Annotated in this window: 15 protein-coding genes; 7 read left to right on the top strand and 8 right to left on the bottom strand. The window is 53.7% G+C overall.

The window, feature by feature from the left end; genetic code table 11:
- Positions 1-181 precede the first annotated feature (181 nt).
- Together OGX93_RS22275 and mdtD are read left to right on the top strand one after the other, a co-directional pair.
- Complete coding sequence (locus tag OGX93_RS22275; protein ID WP_012131112.1) at positions 182-886, top strand: FadR/GntR family transcriptional regulator; 705 nt, start codon at positions 182-184, stop codon at positions 884-886.
- Positions 887-897: 11 nt separating this feature from the next.
- Positions 898-2,325 (top strand): multidrug transporter subunit MdtD, encoded by a 1,428-nt coding sequence (mdtD, locus tag OGX93_RS22270; RefSeq protein ID WP_286448773.1) that lies wholly within the window; start codon positions 898-900, stop codon positions 2,323-2,325.
- Here the strand turns inward: mdtD and rbsR are convergent.
- From rbsR to kup, 7 genes are all read right to left on the bottom strand, one after another.
- Positions 2,291-3,289: a ribose operon transcriptional repressor RbsR gene (rbsR, locus tag OGX93_RS22265; RefSeq protein ID WP_101744155.1), complete on the bottom strand. Its 999-nt coding sequence runs from the start codon at positions 3,287-3,289 to the stop codon at positions 2,291-2,293. The two genes, mdtD and rbsR, sit on opposite strands and share 35 nt — an antisense overlap.
- Positions 3,290-3,292: 3 nt before the next feature.
- Positions 3,293-4,222 (bottom strand): ribokinase, encoded by a 930-nt coding sequence (gene rbsK, locus OGX93_RS22260; RefSeq protein WP_199977430.1) that lies wholly within the window; start codon positions 4,220-4,222, stop codon positions 3,293-3,295.
- A gap of 140 nt (positions 4,223-4,362) precedes the next feature.
- On the bottom strand, positions 4,363-5,253 hold the full coding sequence (gene rbsB / locus OGX93_RS22255; RefSeq protein ID WP_012131108.1) for a ribose ABC transporter substrate-binding protein RbsB: 891 nt from the start codon (positions 5,251-5,253) through the stop codon (positions 4,363-4,365).
- A 24-nt stretch (positions 5,254-5,277) separates the two neighbouring features.
- Positions 5,278-6,243: a ribose ABC transporter permease gene (gene rbsC / locus OGX93_RS22250; protein ID WP_012131107.1), complete on the bottom strand. Its 966-nt coding sequence runs from the start codon at positions 6,241-6,243 to the stop codon at positions 5,278-5,280.
- A gap of 5 nt (positions 6,244-6,248) precedes the next feature.
- Entirely contained in the window at positions 6,249-7,754 is a 1,506-nt protein-coding gene (gene rbsA, locus OGX93_RS22245) for a ribose ABC transporter ATP-binding protein RbsA (RefSeq protein WP_012131106.1), read from the bottom strand.
- A gap of 7 nt (positions 7,755-7,761) precedes the next feature.
- Entirely contained in the window at positions 7,762-8,181 is a 420-nt protein-coding gene (gene rbsD / locus OGX93_RS22240) for a D-ribose pyranase (RefSeq protein ID WP_024130088.1), read from the bottom strand.
- Between the two features lie 171 nt (positions 8,182-8,352).
- Complete coding sequence (kup, locus tag OGX93_RS22235) at positions 8,353-10,221, bottom strand: low affinity potassium transporter Kup (protein ID WP_012131104.1); 1,869 nt, start codon at positions 10,219-10,221, stop codon at positions 8,353-8,355.
- A 304-nt stretch (positions 10,222-10,525) separates the two neighbouring features.
- Between kup and ravA the strand changes: the two genes are divergently transcribed.
- Positions 10,526-12,022 (top strand): ATPase RavA, encoded by a 1,497-nt coding sequence (gene ravA / locus OGX93_RS22230; RefSeq protein ID WP_286487826.1) that lies wholly within the window; start codon positions 10,526-10,528, stop codon positions 12,020-12,022.
- Complete coding sequence (gene viaA / locus OGX93_RS22225; RefSeq protein WP_012131102.1) at positions 12,016-13,467, top strand: ATPase RavA stimulator ViaA; 1,452 nt, start codon at positions 12,016-12,018, stop codon at positions 13,465-13,467. Before ravA ends, viaA begins: the two co-directional genes overlap by 7 nt.
- A 4-nt stretch (positions 13,468-13,471) precedes the next feature.
- Here viaA and asnA read toward each other — a convergent pair whose 3' ends face one another.
- Entirely contained in the window at positions 13,472-14,464 is a 993-nt protein-coding gene (gene asnA / locus OGX93_RS22220; RefSeq protein WP_024130086.1) for an aspartate--ammonia ligase, read from the bottom strand.
- Positions 14,465-14,615: 151 nt separating this feature from the next.
- Between asnA and asnC the strand changes: the two genes are divergently transcribed.
- The 3 genes from asnC (at position 14,616) to mnmG (ending at position 17,874) form a co-directional block, all read left to right on the top strand.
- Positions 14,616-15,074, top strand: coding sequence for a transcriptional regulator AsnC (asnC, locus tag OGX93_RS22215; RefSeq protein ID WP_286448772.1), 459 nt, complete (start codon positions 14,616-14,618; stop codon positions 15,072-15,074).
- An 88-nt stretch (positions 15,075-15,162) separates the two neighbouring features.
- On the top strand, positions 15,163-15,612 hold the full coding sequence (mioC, locus tag OGX93_RS22210; RefSeq protein ID WP_286448771.1) for an FMN-binding protein MioC: 450 nt from the start codon (positions 15,163-15,165) through the stop codon (positions 15,610-15,612).
- A 372-nt stretch (positions 15,613-15,984) separates the two neighbouring features.
- The gene (gene mnmG, locus OGX93_RS22205; protein ID WP_071259081.1) at positions 15,985-17,874 is read left to right on the top strand and encodes a tRNA uridine-5-carboxymethylaminomethyl(34) synthesis enzyme MnmG; all 1,890 of its coding nucleotides are present in this window, start codon (positions 15,985-15,987) and stop codon (positions 17,872-17,874) included.
- Positions 17,875-17,881: the final 7 nt, after the last annotated feature.

The following is a 17,881-nucleotide window of genomic DNA, read 5'->3' as shown; positions in this document are numbered from 1 at the left end:
GCATTATAGGGAGTTATTCCGGCCTGACAAGGGGAAATTTAAAATTATTTTCCGACTGCTTTCTTTTTAAGCAAAACCACTATTAACATGCCATAAAATAAGCAATTTGCCGTTTTTACAACCTTAATCACACTTCCTGATGGCATACTAATGAATAAGAAAAGAGAAAGGACAAACATTTATGCCTTTAAGCGCACAACAGTTAGCTGCACAGAAAAATCTTTCCTACGTTCTGGCTGAGAAGCTGGCGCAGCGAATCTTAAAGGGTGAATACGCGCCCGGCACCATTCTTCCCGGAGAAATCGAACTGGGCGAGCAATTTGGCGTGAGTCGCACGGCGGTACGTGAGGCAGTGAAGACGCTAACAGCAAAAGGCATGGTGTTGCCCCGTCCTCGTATTGGTACGCGGGTTATGCCGCAGGCAAACTGGAACTTCCTCGATCAGGAACTGCTCACCTGGTGGATGACAGAAGAAAACTTCCATCAGGTTATTAATCATTTTCTGGTGATGCGTATCAGTCTCGAACCGCAGGCATGTTCACTGGCAGCGACGATCGGATCAGCGGAACAGAAAGCGCATCTGAATACCTTAATGGAAGAGATGGTGGCGTTGAAGAAGAACTTCAGACGCGAACGCTGGATTGAAGTCGATATGGCGTGGCATGAGCATATTTATGAAATGAGCGCGAATCCGTTCTTAATCTCTTTTGCCTCGCTGTTCCATTCGGTCTATCACACCTACTTCACCTCTATTACCTATAACGATGTGGTGAAGCTGGATTTACACCAGGCTATTGTAGATGCCATAGCCGACAGTGATGGCGATCGCGCCTTTAAAGCGTGCCAGGCATTGTTGATAGCGCCGAACGAACAACCGGACAAGTAACGGGATACCGAATGTCAGAGAAAAAAGCGCGCAGTATGGCCGGGTTGCCGTGGATAGCGGCTATGGCTTTTTTTATGCAGGCGCTGGATGCCACCATTCTTAATACCGCTCTACCCGCTATCGCGCACAGCCTCAACCGTTCTCCTCTTGCCATGCAGTCCGCTATTATCAGTTATACCCTGACGGTCGCGATGCTGATTCCGGTAAGCGGATGGCTGGCCGATCGCTTTGGCACCCGTCGCGTCTTTATTATTGCCGTCAGTCTGTTTACGCTCGGCTCGCTGGCATGCGCGCTTTCTGGCTCATTAGCTGAATTGGTTGTTTTCCGCGTGGTGCAGGGGATCGGCGGCGCAATGATGATGCCGGTCGCCCGTCTGGCATTATTACGCGCTTACCCCCGAAGTGAACTGCTTCCGGTTCTGAATTTCGTGACGATGCCAGGCCTGGTCGGCCCTATCCTCGGCCCGGTATTGGGGGGCATACTGGTGACATGGGCAAGCTGGCACTGGATCTTCCTGATTAATATTCCCATTGGCATTGTCGGTATCCTGTATGCCCGTAAGTACATGCCAAATTTCACCACACCGCGACGCCGTTTCGACATGACCGGCTTCTTCCTCTTTGGTTTGAGTCTGGTGCTGTTCTCCAGCGGAATGGAGCTTTTCGGCGAGAAGATCGTCGCAACCTGGATAGCATTAACCATTATTCTGAGCAGTATCGTGCTGCTACTGGCCTATATTCGCCATGCGCGTCGACACCCAACGCCGTTGATTTCACTTTCGCTGTTCAGAACGCGCACGTTCTCCGTTGGGATAGCAGGAAACCTCGCCACGCGTCTGGGAACGGGATGCGTTCCCTTCCTGATGCCGCTGATGATACAGGTAGGATTTGGATACCCGGCGCTGATAGCCGGCTGCATGATGGCCCCGACGGCGCTGGGTTCTATTCTGGCGAAATCAGCGGTCACTCAGGTACTGCGCAAACTGGGGTACAAGACGACGCTGGTCGGTATTACGGTATTTATTGGCCTGATGATTGCGCAGCTCTCTTTGCAATTCCCCGCCATGCCGGTATGGATGTTGATTCTGCCGCTGTTTGTTCTGGGTATGGCGATGTCCACGCAGTTTACCGCCATGAACACCATCACCCTTGCGGACCTGACCGATGATAACGCCAGCAGCGGCAACAGTCTGCTGGCCGTCACGCAGCAGCTTTCCATCAGTTTAGGGGTGGCGATCAGCGCCGCCGTATTGCGTCTCTATGAAGGGATTGAAGGAACCAATACGGTTGAACAGTTCCACTATACCTTTATTACGATGGGAGCTATTACGGTGGTATCCGCGCTGATGTTCATGTTGCTGAAAGCCAAAGATGGCCGCAATCTGATCAAAGAACGGCACAAACCTAAACCGACCCCCGCGCCATCAGAACAGGAGTAAGTTGCAGACGCTGCTGTTGTAGCGTGGGTTGTGCCATACGGTGAATCAACACGTCGATGGCCAACTCACCCAGTTCATCTTTCGGTTGATGAATCGTCGTCAGCGGCGGCGTCATGTAGCGCGCCAGTTCAATATCATCATAGCCAATTACCGCCATATCCTGCGGGATGCGCAGCCCTGCCTGATAAAGCGCCTGATACGCACCGACGGCCATCGCATCATTGCCGGCAAATACCGCCTGTGGGCGTTGTTTATGGGACAGCAGCATTTGCATGGTTTCAAATCCGCCGCCAAACTCGAAATCTCCTGTGATCTCATACCCTTCAGGAATTTCCAGCCCCGCGCGTTTCATCGCCTCCCGATACCCTTCCAGCCGCAAACGCGCGGGCGTTTTGTCCAGCGGGCCGGTAATGCAAGCTATTCGGGTAAAACCTTTATCAATCAGGTATTGCGTCGCTAAATCGCCGCCCAGAAGGGAGTTGTCCTGGATCAGATCGCAATCCCCTTCGTCATCAAAGGGCGACCAGTCCATCATCACGGTAGGAATAGAGGGATAACGCTGCATAATCTCCCGGGAGGGTTGATGCGTCTCCGTACAGAGCAGCAATAAGCCATCGACCCGCTTTTGCATCAGCGTTTCCAGATTGCGGTTCATTCGCTGCTCATCGCCTTCGGTATTACACAATACCAGGCTGTAGCCCCGCTCAAAGCAGCTACGTTCAACGCCGCGCACCAGTTCTGAATAAAAAGGATTGGTACTGGCGGTGATCAGCATGCCGATTGTGCGGGTCTGATTTAATTTCAGGCTACGCGCCAACGCTGAAGGCGCGTAGTTTAACTCTTTAATCGCCGCTTCCACTTTCCCGGTGATAGCTTCACTGACAAAGCGATCTTTATTAATAACGTGCGAAACAGTTGAAGTGGAAACGCCCGCCAGACGGGCAACATCCTTCATTGTAGCCAAACGTTACCTCTGCTGACCTAAAAACGCCTCTATCTCTTCACGCCACGGAACAGAAGGTTGCGCACCTTTGCGTGTCACCGCAATCGCAGCAGCGGCATGGGCAAAGCGAATGGCCTCCGGCAGCGGCGTCTCTTCCAGTAAGGCGGTAACTAACGCACCATTAAAAGTATCCCCGGCAGCTATCGTATCAACGGCGTTCACTTTAAACCCCGGCACACGACGGCCTTCGCCCTTCACGCTGGCCCACACGCCGCGGCTGCCTAACGTAATCAGTACGGTATGAATGCCTTTATCATGCAGCACCTGCGCTGCTTTAGCGGCATCTTCATCACTTTCGACGCGAATTCCCGTGAGCTTTTCCGCTTCGGTTTCATTTGGCGTAATGATGTCCACCAGCGCCAGCAGCTCATCAGACAGTTCACGCGCCGGAGCCGGGTTAAGCGCAACGGTAGTGTTGTTCTGATGCGCAATTTTTGCCGCCGCCATCACACTTTCAATCGGCGACTCGAGCTGCATCAATAGCGCAGAAGCCCCGGCGATACGCTCGCGTTGCGCTTCCACCAGCGCTGGCGACAATGCGGCATTGGCGCCAGCATGAATGCCGATGACATTTTCCCCTTCGCCATTAACAAAAATCAGCGCGACTCCGGTAGATTCCCCGTTAATCACGCTGACCGGAACAATATCAATGTTATCGCTGGCTAACTGTTTACGCACGCTCTCGCCAATATCGTCATCGCCAGTACAGGCAATAAACGCGATATTTGCGCCGCTGCGCCCTGCGGCCACCGCCTGATTCGCGCCTTTACCGCCGAATGCCACCTGATATTGGGTGCCCGTTACGGTTTCGCCTGGCGCAGGAAAAGATTCGAGGTTGAGGATGTGATCGGCATTAATACTGCCAAGGACGACAAGGTTGCCTGCGGTTTTCATGTTCGGGATGTCCAGTAAAGTGCGCCACCGGGTTAGGGTGGCGCGTGCCCTGCTTTTCTTTTTACGCTTTCATCTTCAAACAACTCTCTGAGGATGGCGTATTTATGTCGCCATCAGACCGCGAACGGCCTGAGCCGTTATTACTGCTTGATGACAAGTTTCAGGTCAACCGGATATTTGGCCTGAACTTTCTCGCCTTTCAGTACTTTATCAGCGGTTTCAACGCCTTTAGCGCCAATCTGATCCGGCAACTGAGCGATAGTCGCAGCCAGTTTGCCATCATTTACCGCCTTCTCGCCATCCGGCGTACCATCAAATCCAACCACCATCACATCAGATTTACCTGCGGTTTGCAGAGCGCGCAGCGCACCCAGCGCCATTTCGTCGTTCTGTGCGAATACCGCCTGCACATCAGGATGCGCAGTCAGCAGGTTCTGCATGACGTTCAGACCTTTGGTGCGGTCAAAGTCAGCAGGCTGGCTGGCCAGTACATTAAATTTGTGTGCCGCAACGGCCTGCTGGAAGCCTTCGCCACGCTCACGCGCTGCGGATGTTCCGGCGATGCCTTGCAGTTCAATCACTTTCGCGCCTTCACCTGCTTTCTTCGCGATGTAATCACCGGCGATTTTGCCGCCCAGCACGTTATCGGAAGCAATGTGGCTGACAACGTCGCCTTTGGTTGCCTGGCGATCAAGGGTGATAACCGGAATCTTCGCCTGGTTAGCCATCTTAACCGCGTTGCCTACCGCGTCGGAATCGGTTGGGTTGATCAGCAGAATTTTAGTGCCGCGAACGGTTAAATCCTGAACGTTAGCCAGCTCTTTCGCCGGGTTGTTCTGGGAGTCCAGCACGACCAGGTTATAGCCCAGTTTATCCGCTTCTTTCTGCGCCCCCTCTTTCAGGGTGACAAAGAACGGGTTGTTGAGCGTGGAGATCACCAGAGCAATGGTGTCTTTCGCCATCGCATTCGCGCTCACGGTGGCGCTCAGCGCAACAGCAGAAACCAGGGTAGCCAGTTTTTTCATGTTCATATTTAAGATGTCCTGTAGTCGTTGTTACTGCTTTTTGTTGTCTACCAGTACCGCCAGCAAAATCACCACCGCTTTGACGATCATCTGGTAATAGGAGGAAACACCTAACAAATTCAAACCATTATTAAGGAAACCGAGAATCAATGCGCCGATCAATGTCCCAACAATGCGCCCTTTACCGCCCGCCAGGCTGGTGCCGCCTAACACAACCGCTGCGATGGCATCCAGCTCATAACCCGTACCCGCCGTTGGCTGCGCGGAGGAGAGACGAGCCACTTCGATGATGCCCGCCAGCGAGGCCAGCAGACCACAAAGCGAATAGACGATGATTTTGACTTTACTGACGCTGATACCCGACAGACGCGTTGCCGCTTCGTTGCCGCCCAGCGCATAGATATAGCGACCCAGGCGAGTATGATGCAGCATGTACCACGCCGCCAGGAAGACGATGCCCATAATCCAGACCGGCGTCGGAACGCCCAGCGGGCGGCCAATCCCGAACCAGCCGAAGAGGTCGGCGTTATCCGTAAAGCCAGTATTCACCGGGCTTCCGTTGGTGTACACCATCGTGACGCCGCGCAGCAGAAGCATCATTACCAGCGTGGCGATAAACGCCTGCACGCGACCTTTCGCCACGATCACACCGGTCACCGCGCCAATGGCGGCGCCTAACGCCAGCGCCGCCGCAACGGCCACCAGCGCATTCACTTCAATCCCTACAATTGAAGCGGCAACCGCGCCGGTAAGCGCCAGCAGGGAACCAACGGACAGATCGATGCCTGACGTCAGGATAACCAGCGTCATCCCAACGGCCATGATGGCGTTGACGGACGTTTGCTGGAGAATGTTAAACAGGTTATTAACGGTAAAAAAGTTGGGACTCATGGTAGAAACAATCGCGATCAGCACCAGCAGAGCGATGAGCGATTTCTGCTCCATCAGCCACGCTTTAGTGAAATAACGGCGACCAGAAACAGCCTGGATAGTCATCTTTTTTACTCCTGATTCACGCGATTAAGCTTGCCCACAGCGGCAGCCATTAACACTTCCTGGGTGGCCTGCTCGCGAGTGAATTCACCGCCGAGATGCCCTTCATGCATGACGATAATGCGATCGCTCATACCCAATACTTCTGGCATCTCAGATGAGACCAGAATGATGCTCAGGCCATCGGCCTTAAACTGGTTGATAAGCTGATAAATTTCTTTTTTCGCGCCAACGTCCACACCGCGGGTTGGCTCATCGAGGATCAGCACTTTGGGGCGGGTCATCAGTCCACGCGCAATGGCGACTTTCTGCTGATTGCCGCCAGAGAGCAACCCGATAGCCTGCTCCATCGACGGCGTTTTCACATTGAACAGACGGATAAAGTCACTCACCGCCTGCTGTTCATCTTTATGTTTCAGGTTGCCGCCAGCGCGGCTGAAATAACGCAGCGCGGTGAGCGACATATTCTCTTTTACCGACATGCCGAGCACTAAGCCGTCACGTTTACGGTCTTCAGAGATATAAACAATACCGTTAGCCAGGCCATCCTGCGGTGAACGGGTAATCACTTCATGCCCGTCGAGCGTGACGTAACCGCTGGTGCGCGGCAGCGCGCCGTACAGCACTTTCATCAGTTCCGTACGCCCGGCGCCCATCAAACCGGAGATCCCCAGAATTTCCCCTTTGCGCAGAGTAAAGGAGACATTATTAACGCCGGGACCGCACAGGTTATCGACTTTCAGGCGTACCTCGCCTGGCGCTTTATCCAGACGCGGGTACTGATCTTCAAGCTTACGTCCGACCATCATTTCAATCAGCGAATCTTCGGTCAGCGATGCCACTTCACGCTCGGCAATAAACTGCCCGTCGCGGAAAACCGTCACGTCATCGCAAATTTCGAAGATCTCTTTCATGCGGTGGGAGATATAGACAATGCCGCGCCCCTGCGATTTCAACTCGCGGATGACGCGGAACAGCGATTCCGTTTCGGTATCAGTGAGCGCATCCGTGGGTTCATCCATAATGATGACTCGGGATTCGAAGCTCAGTACCTTGGCGATTTCGACCATCTGCTGATCGCCGATAGAGAGTTCGCCCACCAGCCTGTCGCTTTTGAAGCGCAGGTTAAGTCTGGCAAGCAGAACATCCGCTTCGGCATACATCTTTTTCCAGTCGATTTTGCCAAAGCGATTTACAAACTCACGCCCCAGAAAGATATTCTCGGCAATCGTGAGCTGTGGGATCAGGTTCAGTTCCTGGTGAATGATGCCGATCCCGGCTTCCTGCGAGGATTTTGGGCCATTGAAGGTCGTTTCTTTACCCAGCCACAATAACGATCCCGCATCACGGGTATAGATACCGGTCAGGACTTTCATCATGGTGGATTTGCCCGCGCCATTTTCGCCCACCAGCGCCATTACGCGGCCTGGATAGACATTTAACGCGGCGCCAGATAGCGCTTTCACGCCCGGGAACGCTTTATCGATCCCTTTGAGTTGCAGTAATGCGTCCATGATGGCCTCAGAACGTGACGCCAGCACAGAGAATAACATTCGCATACGGGGAGCACTCCCCGCTGCGAATCACCGCCTGACTGTCTGCGGTTAGTTTTTTAAAATGTTCATGCGTGGTGTAACGAATTTCTATGGTGTTTCCCTGGTGTTGTTGCAGTTGCTCAATATGGCTGAGCAACGTTTCGTGGAGTTGCGGATTATGTTCTTTGATTTCCGTCGCGAGAATAGCCGCCTCAACCTGCATTTCACGGGTCACGACATCCAGTACCTGCATAAAAGAAGGTACGCCCTGGGTTAACGCCATATCGATACGCGTTGTACTGGATGGAACAGGTAAACCTGCGTCACACACTACCAGCGTATCAGTATGCCCCAGACGGGAGATGACCGATGAAATATCAGAATTAAGTACCGCGCCTTTCTTCATTTTCTTTCCCCACTAGCGAAACGTTTCGCTGGTAATAAGTTTACTCCCGGAAGTGAGCAGAAAACCATCATGACGTAACGGAATTGTGATCGGGGTCGAAACGTTTCGCTAAGTGAAATGCGATGGGAATAATTGCCCGGCGACGCTGCGCCGCCCGGCATTTTAAAAGGCTTAAATCTCGACCTGCGTTCCCAGTTCGATAACCCGGTTCGGCGGGATTTCAAACTGATCCGGCGCACGCAGCGCATTACGCTGCAACAGCAGATAGAGCTTGCCGCGCAAACGCAAATACCACGGGCGTTTGCCGAGGATCAGCGATTCATGCGACATAAAGAAAGAGGTTTCCATCATCCGGCAGCTCAGCCCTTCCAGCCCGCAGCGGTGGAACACTTCCTCAACGTTCGGCGTTTCGCGCCAACCGTAGCTGGCCACCACGCGCCAGAAGGTTGGCGACAGTTGCTCAATCTGCACCCGGCGAACATTGTGTACGTATGGTGCGTCTTCCGTGCGTAGCGTCAGCAGAATCACGCGTTCATGCAGCACCTTGTTGTGCTTGAGGTTATGCAGCAACGCAAACGGAATGACGTTCAGCGCGCGGGACATATACACCGCCGTACCGGGGACGCGTACCGGAGGCGATTTCTCCAGCGAGGCGATCAGGGCTTCCAGGGAGTTACCGTGCTCATGCATACGACGCAGCAGACGGAAACGCTCGCTCTTCCAGGTCGTCATAATGATGAACATCACGATCCCCAGCGTCAGCGGCAACCAGCCGCCCGACAGCAGCTTGTCGAGGTTTGCCGAGAACAGCGGAACATCAACGCACAGGAACGCCACCAGGATCAGCGCGACAAAATACTTATTCCAGTGCCAGTTTTTACGCGCCACGGTGGTAGAAAGAATCGAGGTCAGCACCATCGTACCGGTAACGGCAATACCGTATGCCGCCGCCAGGTTGCTGGAACGCTCAAAGCTGACAATAACAATAACCACCGCAAAATAGAGCATCCAGTTCACGAACGGAATATAGATCTGCCCGGACTCCATTTCGGAGGTGTGGATAATGCGCATGGGCGACAAATATCCCAACCGCACCGCCTGGCGCGTCAGCGAGAAGACGCCGGAAATCACCGCCTGAGAGGCGATAACCGTCGCCAGCGCGGCAAGAATCAGCAGCGGGATCAGCGCCCACTCCGGCGCCAACAGGAAGAACGGGTTCTTAATCGCTTCCGGGTGTTTGAGCAGCAATGCGCCCTGACCAAAGTAGTTTAACGTTAATGAAGGAAGAACAACCGAGAACCAGGCCAGACGAATCGGCAGCTTGCCGAAATGCCCCATATCCGCATACAGCGCCTCAACCCCGGTGATCGAAAGCACCACGGCGCCCAGCGCAATAAACGACACCGTTTTGTACTCAAGGAAGAACTTCGCCGCCCACATGGGATTGAGGGCATGAAGCACATCCGGGTTAGCGATGATACTGCGCAGGCCGAGTCCGGCCAGAATCAAAAACCACGTCAGCATAATCGGCGCAAACAGCTTACCGACCATCCCCGTTCCGTGTTTCTGAATCATAAACAGCAGAGTAAGCACAATAATAGAAAGCGGGACGACCCAGGTATCCAGTTCCGGCGCCACAATTTCCAGACCTTCAATAGCCGACATGACTGAGATCGCGGGTGTAATTACCACTTCGCCGTAGAAGAAGCTACCGCCAATTAACCCCATAATGACCAGCGTGGACGTCATTCTCGCCGACGTATTACGCCCGGCTAGCGACATTAAGGTCAGAATCCCGCCCTCGCCGGCGTTATCTGCGCGCATGACAAAAGTCAGATACTTGATAGAAACAACAAAGATCAGCAGCCAGAAAATCAGCGACAGAAAGCCAAATACGGCATCACGTTCAACACCAAAACCAAACTGACCGGACAAGCATTCACGAAGTGTATAAAGTGGGCTGGTACCAATATCACCATAGACAACCCCAATCGCTGCGAGAGTGATCGCAGACAATGATTGTTTATTATCAGTGCTCATAGACTCGTCTTTCGTTTATACATGGCATCTTTCAAACGACAAGGCTCCCGAGGATCCACTCCTTTGCCACCTTGATGCAGTTTGAATGATTTAGTGTATATATATGAAATGTGTGCGTAGTCCCTTGGCCCACAAAAAAGGCGCACAGTATGCACGATTAATCGCAAAATCGTACCCCTAATCGACGTCAGATTAACCTGGCGCAAAGAAAAAGAAACGATGCTTCAGTCTATTATTGCTTCGTGGCGAAACGTCTATACTCGCTGTTAACATGATACATCTGGCGGAAGGACGCCACCTTATTATGGCTCACCCACATTTATTAGCGGAAAGAATTTCCCGTCTGAGCAGCGCCCTGGAAAAGGGACTTTATGAACGTAGCCACGCCATTCGCCTTTGCCTGCTGGCAGCGTTGAGCGGTGAGAGCGTCTTTTTACTTGGCCCGCCAGGCATTGCCAAAAGCCTGATAGCCCGTCGTCTGAAGTTCGCCTTTCAGCACGCCCGCGCCTTTGAGTATCTGATGACGCGTTTCTCCACGCCCGAGGAGGTTTTTGGTCCTCTCTCCATTCAGGCGCTAAAAGATGAAGGTCGCTATGAGCGTCTGACCACGGGTTATCTTCCTGAAGCGGAAATCGTCTTTCTGGATGAGATCTGGAAAGCGGGTCCGGCAATCCTGAACACTCTGCTGACCGCCATTAACGAACGCCATTTCCGTAACGGCGCGCACGAAGAAAAAATTCCGATGCGCCTGCTGGTGGCGGCCTCAAACGAGCTTCCCGAAGCAGACAGCAGTCTGGAGGCGTTATACGACCGTATGCTCATTCGTCTGTGGCTGGATAAAGTACAGGATAAGGCGAATTTCCGCTCCATGCTGGTAAGCCAGCAGGACGAAAGCGACAACCCGGTGCCAGCCTCATTACAGGTGACTGATGAAGAGTATTATCAGTGGCAGAAGGATATTTCCGCCATTACGCTGCCCGATCATGTATTTGAACTGATTTTCACGCTGCGCCAGCAGCTTGATGCGCTGCCGGACGCCCCCTATGTTTCCGACCGTCGCTGGAAAAAAGCCATTCGTCTGTTACAGGCCAGCGCGTTCTTTAGCGGACGCGACGCCGTAGCGCCAATCGATCTTATCCTGCTGAAAGATTGCCTGTGGTATGACGCGCAAAGCCTGAATCTGATGCAGCAACAGCTCGAAATATTGATGACCGGGCACGCCTGGCAGCAACAGGCAATGCTGACGCGCCTCGGCGGCATTGTGCAACGTCGCCTCCAGTTGCAACAGCAACAAAGCGATAAAACAGCCTTGACCGTTGTTCGTCAGGGTGGAATATTCAGCCGCCGTCCCCATTACGATCTGCCGCCAGAGGCGAGCGCGCCAGTGCTAACCTTGCTTTTGCAACAACCGCTTAAACTGCATGATATGGAAGTCATTCATATCGCTTTTGAACGCAGCGCCCTTGAGCAGTGGCTGGCAAAAGGCGGAGAGATCCGCGGCAAACTCAACGGGATCGGTTTTGCCCAGACGCTGAATATGGAAGTTGATAGCGCTCAGCATCTGGTGGTGCGCGACGTCAGCCTACAGGGCAGCCGTCTGGCGCTACCGGGCAGTTCAGAAGAGGGAATGCCCGGCGAAATCAAACAGCAGCTTGAGGCGCTGGACAGCGAATGGCACCAGCAACACAGCCGGTTCAGCGAACAGCAAAAATGTCTGTTTATCCATAGCGACTGGTTAGGTCGTATTGAAGCCAGCCTACAGGATGTTGGTGCGCAGATCCGCCAGGCGCAGCAATGCTGACACTGGACACGCTGAATGTCATGCTGGCGGTCAGTGAAGAGGGGATTATCGAAGAGATTATCCTCACTTTGCTGGCCTCCCCGCAGCTGGCTATCTTCTTCGAGAAATTCCCCCGATTAAAGAGAGCCATTTCCGACGATCTTCCCCGCTGGCGCGAAGCGCTGCGCAGCCGTCTTAAAGACGCGCGCGTGCCGCCGGAACTCACGGAAGAGGTGATGTGCTATCAACAAAGCCAGCTTCTCGGAACAACGCAGTTTATTGTGCAATTGCCGCAGATATTAGCGTTGCTGCACCGACTACATTCGCCCTATGCCGGGCAAGCCCAGCAACTGGTGGACAGTAACGCCACTTTTACGCCAGCGCTGCACACGCTTTTTCTGCAACGCTGGCGTTTAAGCCTGATCGTGCAAACCACGGCCTTAAATCACCAGTTGCTGGAAGAGGAGCGCGAGCAATTGCTGAGTGAAGTGCAGGAACGCATGACGCTCAGCGGGCAACTGGAGCCGGTCCTGGCGGAAAATGACCATGCAGCCGGCCGCCTGTGGGACATGAGCGCAGGGCAGCTCAAACGCGGCGATTATCAGCTGATCGTAAAATATGGCGACTTCCTGGCAGAACAACCCGAACTGAAACGCCTGGCGGAACAGTTAGGCCGCTCCAGGGAAGCCAAATCGGTGCCGCGCAAAGATGCGCCGATGGAGACGTTTCGTACGCTGGTGCGCGAACCGGCGACCGTTCCAGAACAGGTTGACGGCATTCAGCAAAGCGACGACATTCTGCGCCTGCTGCCGCCTGAGCTGGCAACGCTCGGCATTACCGAACTGGAATATGAATTCTACCGACGGCTGGTGGAAAAACAGCTGCTCACGTACCGTCTGCACGGCGAAGCGTGGCGTGAGAAAGTGACTGAGCGCCCGGTCGTTCATCAGGATTTTGACGAACAGCCGCGCGGGCCATTCATTGTTTGCGTGGACACTTCCGGCTCAATGGGCGGATTTAACGAGCAGTGCGCGAAAGCCTTTTGCCTGGCGCTGATGCGCGTCGCGCTGGCGGATAACCGTCGCTGTTTCATCATGCTGTTTTCCACAGAGGTCGTGCGCTATGAACTGTCTGGTCCAGAAGGCATCGAGCAGGCCATCCGCTTTTTGAGCCAGCGCTTTCGCGGCGGCACGGATATCGCCAGCTGTTTTCGCGCCATCATTGAGCGGATGCAGGGGCGAGAATGGTTTGATGCGGATGCGGTAGTCATTTCAGATTTTATCGCCCAGCGCTTACCTGACGATGTTGTGAATAAAGTAGGGGAGTTACAGCGGGTACACCAGCACCGTTTTCATGCGGTGGCGATGTCGGCACATGGCAAACCCGGCATCATGCGCATTTTCGACCATATCTGGCGCTTTGATACCGGGATGCGAAGCCGCCTGCTACGACGCTGGCGGCGTTAGAGAATTACAGCAGGGAAGCGACGCTTTCACGAACCTGCGCAGGCCACACGCCGCACTGAACCTGACCAATGTGCGGCAGTTGCAGTAGCAGCATCGTCAGGCGAGACTGACCAATACCGCCGCCGATCGTTTGCGGCATCTCGCCGCGCAGCAGCGCCTGGTGCCACTCCAGACTCAGGCGATCTTCATCTCCGGTCAGAGCAAGCTGGCGTTTCAGCGCATCGGCGTCGACACGGATCCCCATTGAGGAAAGCTCAAACGCATCTTCCAGTACCGGGTTCCAGACCAGGATATCGCCGTTCAGACCAGCATGGCCCAGATCAGAAGCAGAACTCCAGTCATCATAATCCGGCGCACGCACGTCGTGGCGTTTACCGTCACTCAGTTTCCCGCCGATACCGACCAGGAAAACGGCGCCAAGCTCTTTCGCGATCGCGCGTTCGCGCCCTTTCGCATCCAGATCCGGGTAACGCGCCAGCAGCTCCTGGCTGTGAACAAAGTGGATCTGCTCCGGCAGGAACGGTGCCAGACCAAATTCTTTGCTTACCGCGGCTTCGGTTGCCTTAATGCCTTCCCAGATAGCCTCTACCGTGCTTTTCAGGGTGGCGAATTGACGCTCACCGTCGCCCATAACGCGTTCCCAGTCCCACTGGTCGACATAGACGGAGTGGAGCGGGGAGAGGCGGTCTTCGTCAGGGCGAAGGGCTTTCATGTGCGTGTACAGCCCTTCACCCGCGCTGAAGTCGTGTTGTCCCAGCGTCTGGCGTTTCCACTTTGCCAGTGAATGCACCACTTCAAACTGGGCATCCGGCAACGCTTTCACTTTTACCTGTACCGCTTTTTCACAGCCCGACAAGTTATCCTGCGTGCCATCTCCTACGCGGCTAAGGATCGGCGCCTGAACTTCAATCAGACCCAGACGCTCCTCCAGTTGACGGGAGAAGTGAGATTTCACGAAGCTAATTTGACGTTGTTTGGCGATGTAAGCGGTTTTCATTTTGTATACTCCTGCGTCCTGTTGCCTATGATTAAGCAACAGATTGAGGGTGATATTCAATAATCCACAAACAAAAAGCCGACTTCACTTTTGATTCGATAAAATAAGACGCTAAAATAGAGTGAATCACTAATCTACATAAGAAAAACCTATGGAAAATTATCAGATCGACAATCTGGATCGCGGCATCCTGGAAGCGTTAATGGCAAATGCGCGTATGGCATACGCTGAACTGGCCAAACAATTTAGCGTCAGCCCGGGGACGATTCACGTTCGCGTAGAAAAAATGAAGCAGGCGGGGATCATTACCGGCGCGCGGATTGACGTCAGTCCAAAACAGCTCGGATACGACGTCTGCTGTTTTATCGGCATTATTTTAAAAAGCGCGAAAGACTACCCATCCGCGCTGGCGAAGCTCGAAAGCCTGGACGAAGTGACCGAAGCGTATTACACCACCGGCCACTACAGCATCTTTATTAAGGTTATGTGTCGATCCATCGACGCCCTGCAACAGGTACTTATCAACAAGATCCAAACAATTGATGAAATTCAGTCCACCGAGACATTGATCTCCCTGCAAAACCCGATCATGCGTACTATCCGGCCGTGATCGGCTTTTTTAATCCCACATTTTTCCACAGGTAGATCCCAGCTCGCTCACAGCGTACAATAGCCCCTCTTTATAAGGATGGGCTCGTATGGCAGACATTACTCTTATCAGCGGCAGCACCCTTGGCGGTGCCGAATATGTTGCAGAACATCTGGCTGAAAAGCTGGAAGATGCAGGTTTTTCAACCGAAACCTTGCACGGTCCGCTATTAGAGGATCTGTCAGCGTCAGGAACCTGGCTGGTTATCAGCTCCACGCATGGCGCGGGCGATATCCCGGATAACCTTGCTCCTTTCTATGAAGCGCTTCAGTCGCAGAACCCCGATCTTTCTCAGGTTCGTTTCGGCGCCATCGGCATCGGAAGTCGTGAATATGACACATTCTGCGGCGCCATCGATAAAATAGAGGCCGCGCTCAAGACATCAGGCGCAAAACCGATCGGGGAAACCCTCAAGATCAACATCCTTGAACACGATATTCCTGAAGATCCGGCAGAGGTTTGGCTGGGATGCTGGATTAATTTACTCAAAATAGTGTAAAGATCGTGCGATCGAGTGTGGATAACTCTGGTAAGAAGCTTGGATCAACCAGTAGTTATCCAAAGAACAACCGGTGTTCAGTTTTTGAGTTGTGCATAACCCTTCATTCTGATCCCAGCTTATACGGGCCAGGATCACCGATCATTCACAGCTAATGATCCTCAACAACTTGTTGATCTTATTCAGCGGATCCTGGTTATCCACAGACAATCGCGATCCTAATAAGAGATCACAATAAAACAGATCTCTAAATAAAAAGATCTTCTTTTTAATACCCAGGATCCCGGGACTTTCTCCAGCGGCTAAAGTTGAGTAGAATCCACGACCCGGGCTTCAATCCACTTTCACACCGCCGTATGCGAGGCAATTACCATGTTTTATCCGGATCCTTTTGACGTCATCATCATTGGCGGGGGTCATGCAGGCACTGAGGCCGCAATGGCCGCAGCGCGTATGGGGCAACAGACCCTGCTTTTGACACACAATATCGACACGCTGGGGCAAATGAGCTGCAACCCGGCCATTGGCGGTATTGGGAAGGGACACCTGGTAAAAGAAGTGGATGCGCTCGGCGGGCTGATGGCGAAAGCGATCGACCAGGCGGGTATCCAGTTTAGGATACTAAACGCAAGCAAAGGTCCGGCCGTTCGTGCGACTCGCGCACAGGCGGATCGCGTGCTATATCGCCAGGCGGTGCGTACTGCGCTGGAGAATCAGCCGAACCTGATGATCTTCCAGCAGGCGGTTGAAGATCTGATTGTTGAAAACGATCGCGTCGTGGGCGCAGTTACCCAGATGGGCCTGAAATTCCGGGCTAAAGCGGTGGTTCTCACCGTCGGGACTTTCCTTGACGGCAAAATTCATATTGGTCTGGATAACTACAGCGGCGGCCGTGCAGGCGATCCGCCATCCATTCCACTGTCTCGTCGCCTGCGTGAACTTCCGCTGCGCGTCAGCCGTCTGAAAACCGGTACGCCGCCGCGTATTGATGCGCGCACCATTGATTTTAGCGTACTGGCGCAGCAGCACGGCGATAACCCGATGCCTGTGTTCTCTTTCATGGGCAACGCGTCCCAGCATCCGCAGCAGGTGCCGTGCTACATCACGCATACCAACGAAAAAACCCATGATGTGATCCGCAACAACCTCGATCGCAGTCCGATGTATGCCGGTGTGATCGAAGGGATCGGCCCGCGTTACTGCCCGTCGATCGAAGATAAAGTCATGCGCTTTGCCGATCGCAACCAGCATCAGATCTTCCTTGAACCGGAAGGACTGACCTCTAACGAAATTTACCCGAACGGTATCTCCACCAGCCTGCCGTTCGATGTGCAGATGCAGATCGTCCGCTCAATGCAGGGGATGGAAAACGCGAAAATCGTGCGTCCTGGTTATGCCATTGAGTACGATTTCTTCGATCCGCGCGACCTGAAACCAACGCTGGAGAGCAAATTTATCCAGGGATTGTTCTTCGCCGGGCAAATCAACGGGACGACAGGTTACGAAGAAGCGGCCGCGCAAGGTTTGCTCGCCGGTCTGAACGCCGCCCGTCTGTCTGCGGACAAAGAAGGCTGGGCGCCTGCGCGTTCTCAGGCTTACCTCGGCGTGCTGGTGGACGATCTTTGCACGCTGGGCACCAAAGAACCGTACCGCATGTTTACCTCCCGCGCGGAATACCGCCTGATGTTGCGTGAAGATAACGCCGACCTGCGTCTGACCGAAATGGGCCGCGAGCTGGGTCTGGTGGATGATGAGCGCTGGGCGCGCTTCAACGAGAAGCTGGAGAATATCGAACGCGAACGCCAGCGTCTGAAATCCACCTGGGTAACGCCGTCGGCGGAATCGGCCGGCGAAGTGAACGCTCACCTGACTGCGCCGCTGTCGCGTGAAGCCAGCGGTGAAGACCTGCTGCGTCGCCCGGAAATGACCTACGCGCAACTGACTTCGCTGACGCCGTTCACTCCGGGTCTTGATGATGCGCAGGCCGCTGAGCAGGTTGAGATTCAGGTAAAATACGAAGGCTATATCGCCCGTCAGCAGGATGAGATCGAAAAACAGCTGCGTAACGAGAACACATTGCTGCCTGCAACGCTGGATTATCGCCAGGTTTCTGGTCTGTCAAATGAAGTTATCGCCAAGCTGAACGATCACAAACCGGTCTCTATCGGTCAGGCGTCGCGCATTTCCGGCGTTACGCCTGCGGCGATTTCAATTTTGCTGGTGTGGCTGAAGAAACAGGGAATGCTGCGTCGCAGCGCTTGATAACACT

The organism is Citrobacter sp. CK195 (assembly GCF_030333365.1).
Lineage (GTDB): Bacteria > Pseudomonadota > Gammaproteobacteria > Enterobacterales > Enterobacteriaceae > Citrobacter_B > Citrobacter_B koseri.
The sequence above is the reverse complement of the archived record's forward strand: the minus strand, read 5'-3'. Positions and strand labels throughout refer to the sequence as shown.

Bases quoted from the DNA above. Each gene is read 5' to 3' on its own strand.
- mdtD (WP_286448773.1), top strand. From the start codon at position 898: ATGTCAGAGAAAAAAGCGCGCAGTATGGCCGGGTTGCCGTGGATAGCG.
- rbsK (WP_199977430.1), bottom strand. From the start codon at position 4,222: ATGAAAACCGCAGGCAACCTTGTCGTCCTTGGCAGTATTAATGCCGAT.
- rbsC (WP_012131107.1), bottom strand. From the start codon at position 6,243: ATGACTATCCAGGCTGTTTCTGGTCGCCGTTATTTCACTAAAGCGTGG.
- mioC (WP_286448771.1), top strand. From the start codon at position 15,163: ATGGCAGACATTACTCTTATCAGCGGCAGCACCCTTGGCGGTGCCGAA.
- asnC (WP_286448772.1), top strand. From the start codon at position 14,616: ATGGAAAATTATCAGATCGACAATCTGGATCGCGGCATCCTGGAAGCG.
- kup (WP_012131104.1), bottom strand. From the start codon at position 10,221: ATGAGCACTGATAATAAACAATCATTGTCTGCGATCACTCTCGCAGCG.
- viaA (WP_012131102.1), top strand. From the start codon at position 12,016: ATGCTGACACTGGACACGCTGAATGTCATGCTGGCGGTCAGTGAAGAG.
- rbsA (WP_012131106.1), bottom strand. From the start codon at position 7,754: ATGGACGCATTACTGCAACTCAAAGGGATCGATAAAGCGTTCCCGGGC.
- ravA (WP_286487826.1), top strand. From the start codon at position 10,526: ATGGCTCACCCACATTTATTAGCGGAAAGAATTTCCCGTCTGAGCAGC.
- mnmG (WP_071259081.1), top strand. From the start codon at position 15,985: ATGTTTTATCCGGATCCTTTTGACGTCATCATCATTGGCGGGGGTCAT.
- OGX93_RS22275 (WP_012131112.1), top strand. From the start codon at position 182: ATGCCTTTAAGCGCACAACAGTTAGCTGCACAGAAAAATCTTTCCTAC.
- rbsD (WP_024130088.1), bottom strand. From the start codon at position 8,181: ATGAAGAAAGGCGCGGTACTTAATTCTGATATTTCATCGGTCATCTCC.
- rbsB (WP_012131108.1), bottom strand. From the start codon at position 5,253: ATGAACATGAAAAAACTGGCTACCCTGGTTTCTGCTGTTGCGCTGAGC.
- asnA (WP_024130086.1), bottom strand. From the start codon at position 14,464: ATGAAAACCGCTTACATCGCCAAACAACGTCAAATTAGCTTCGTGAAA.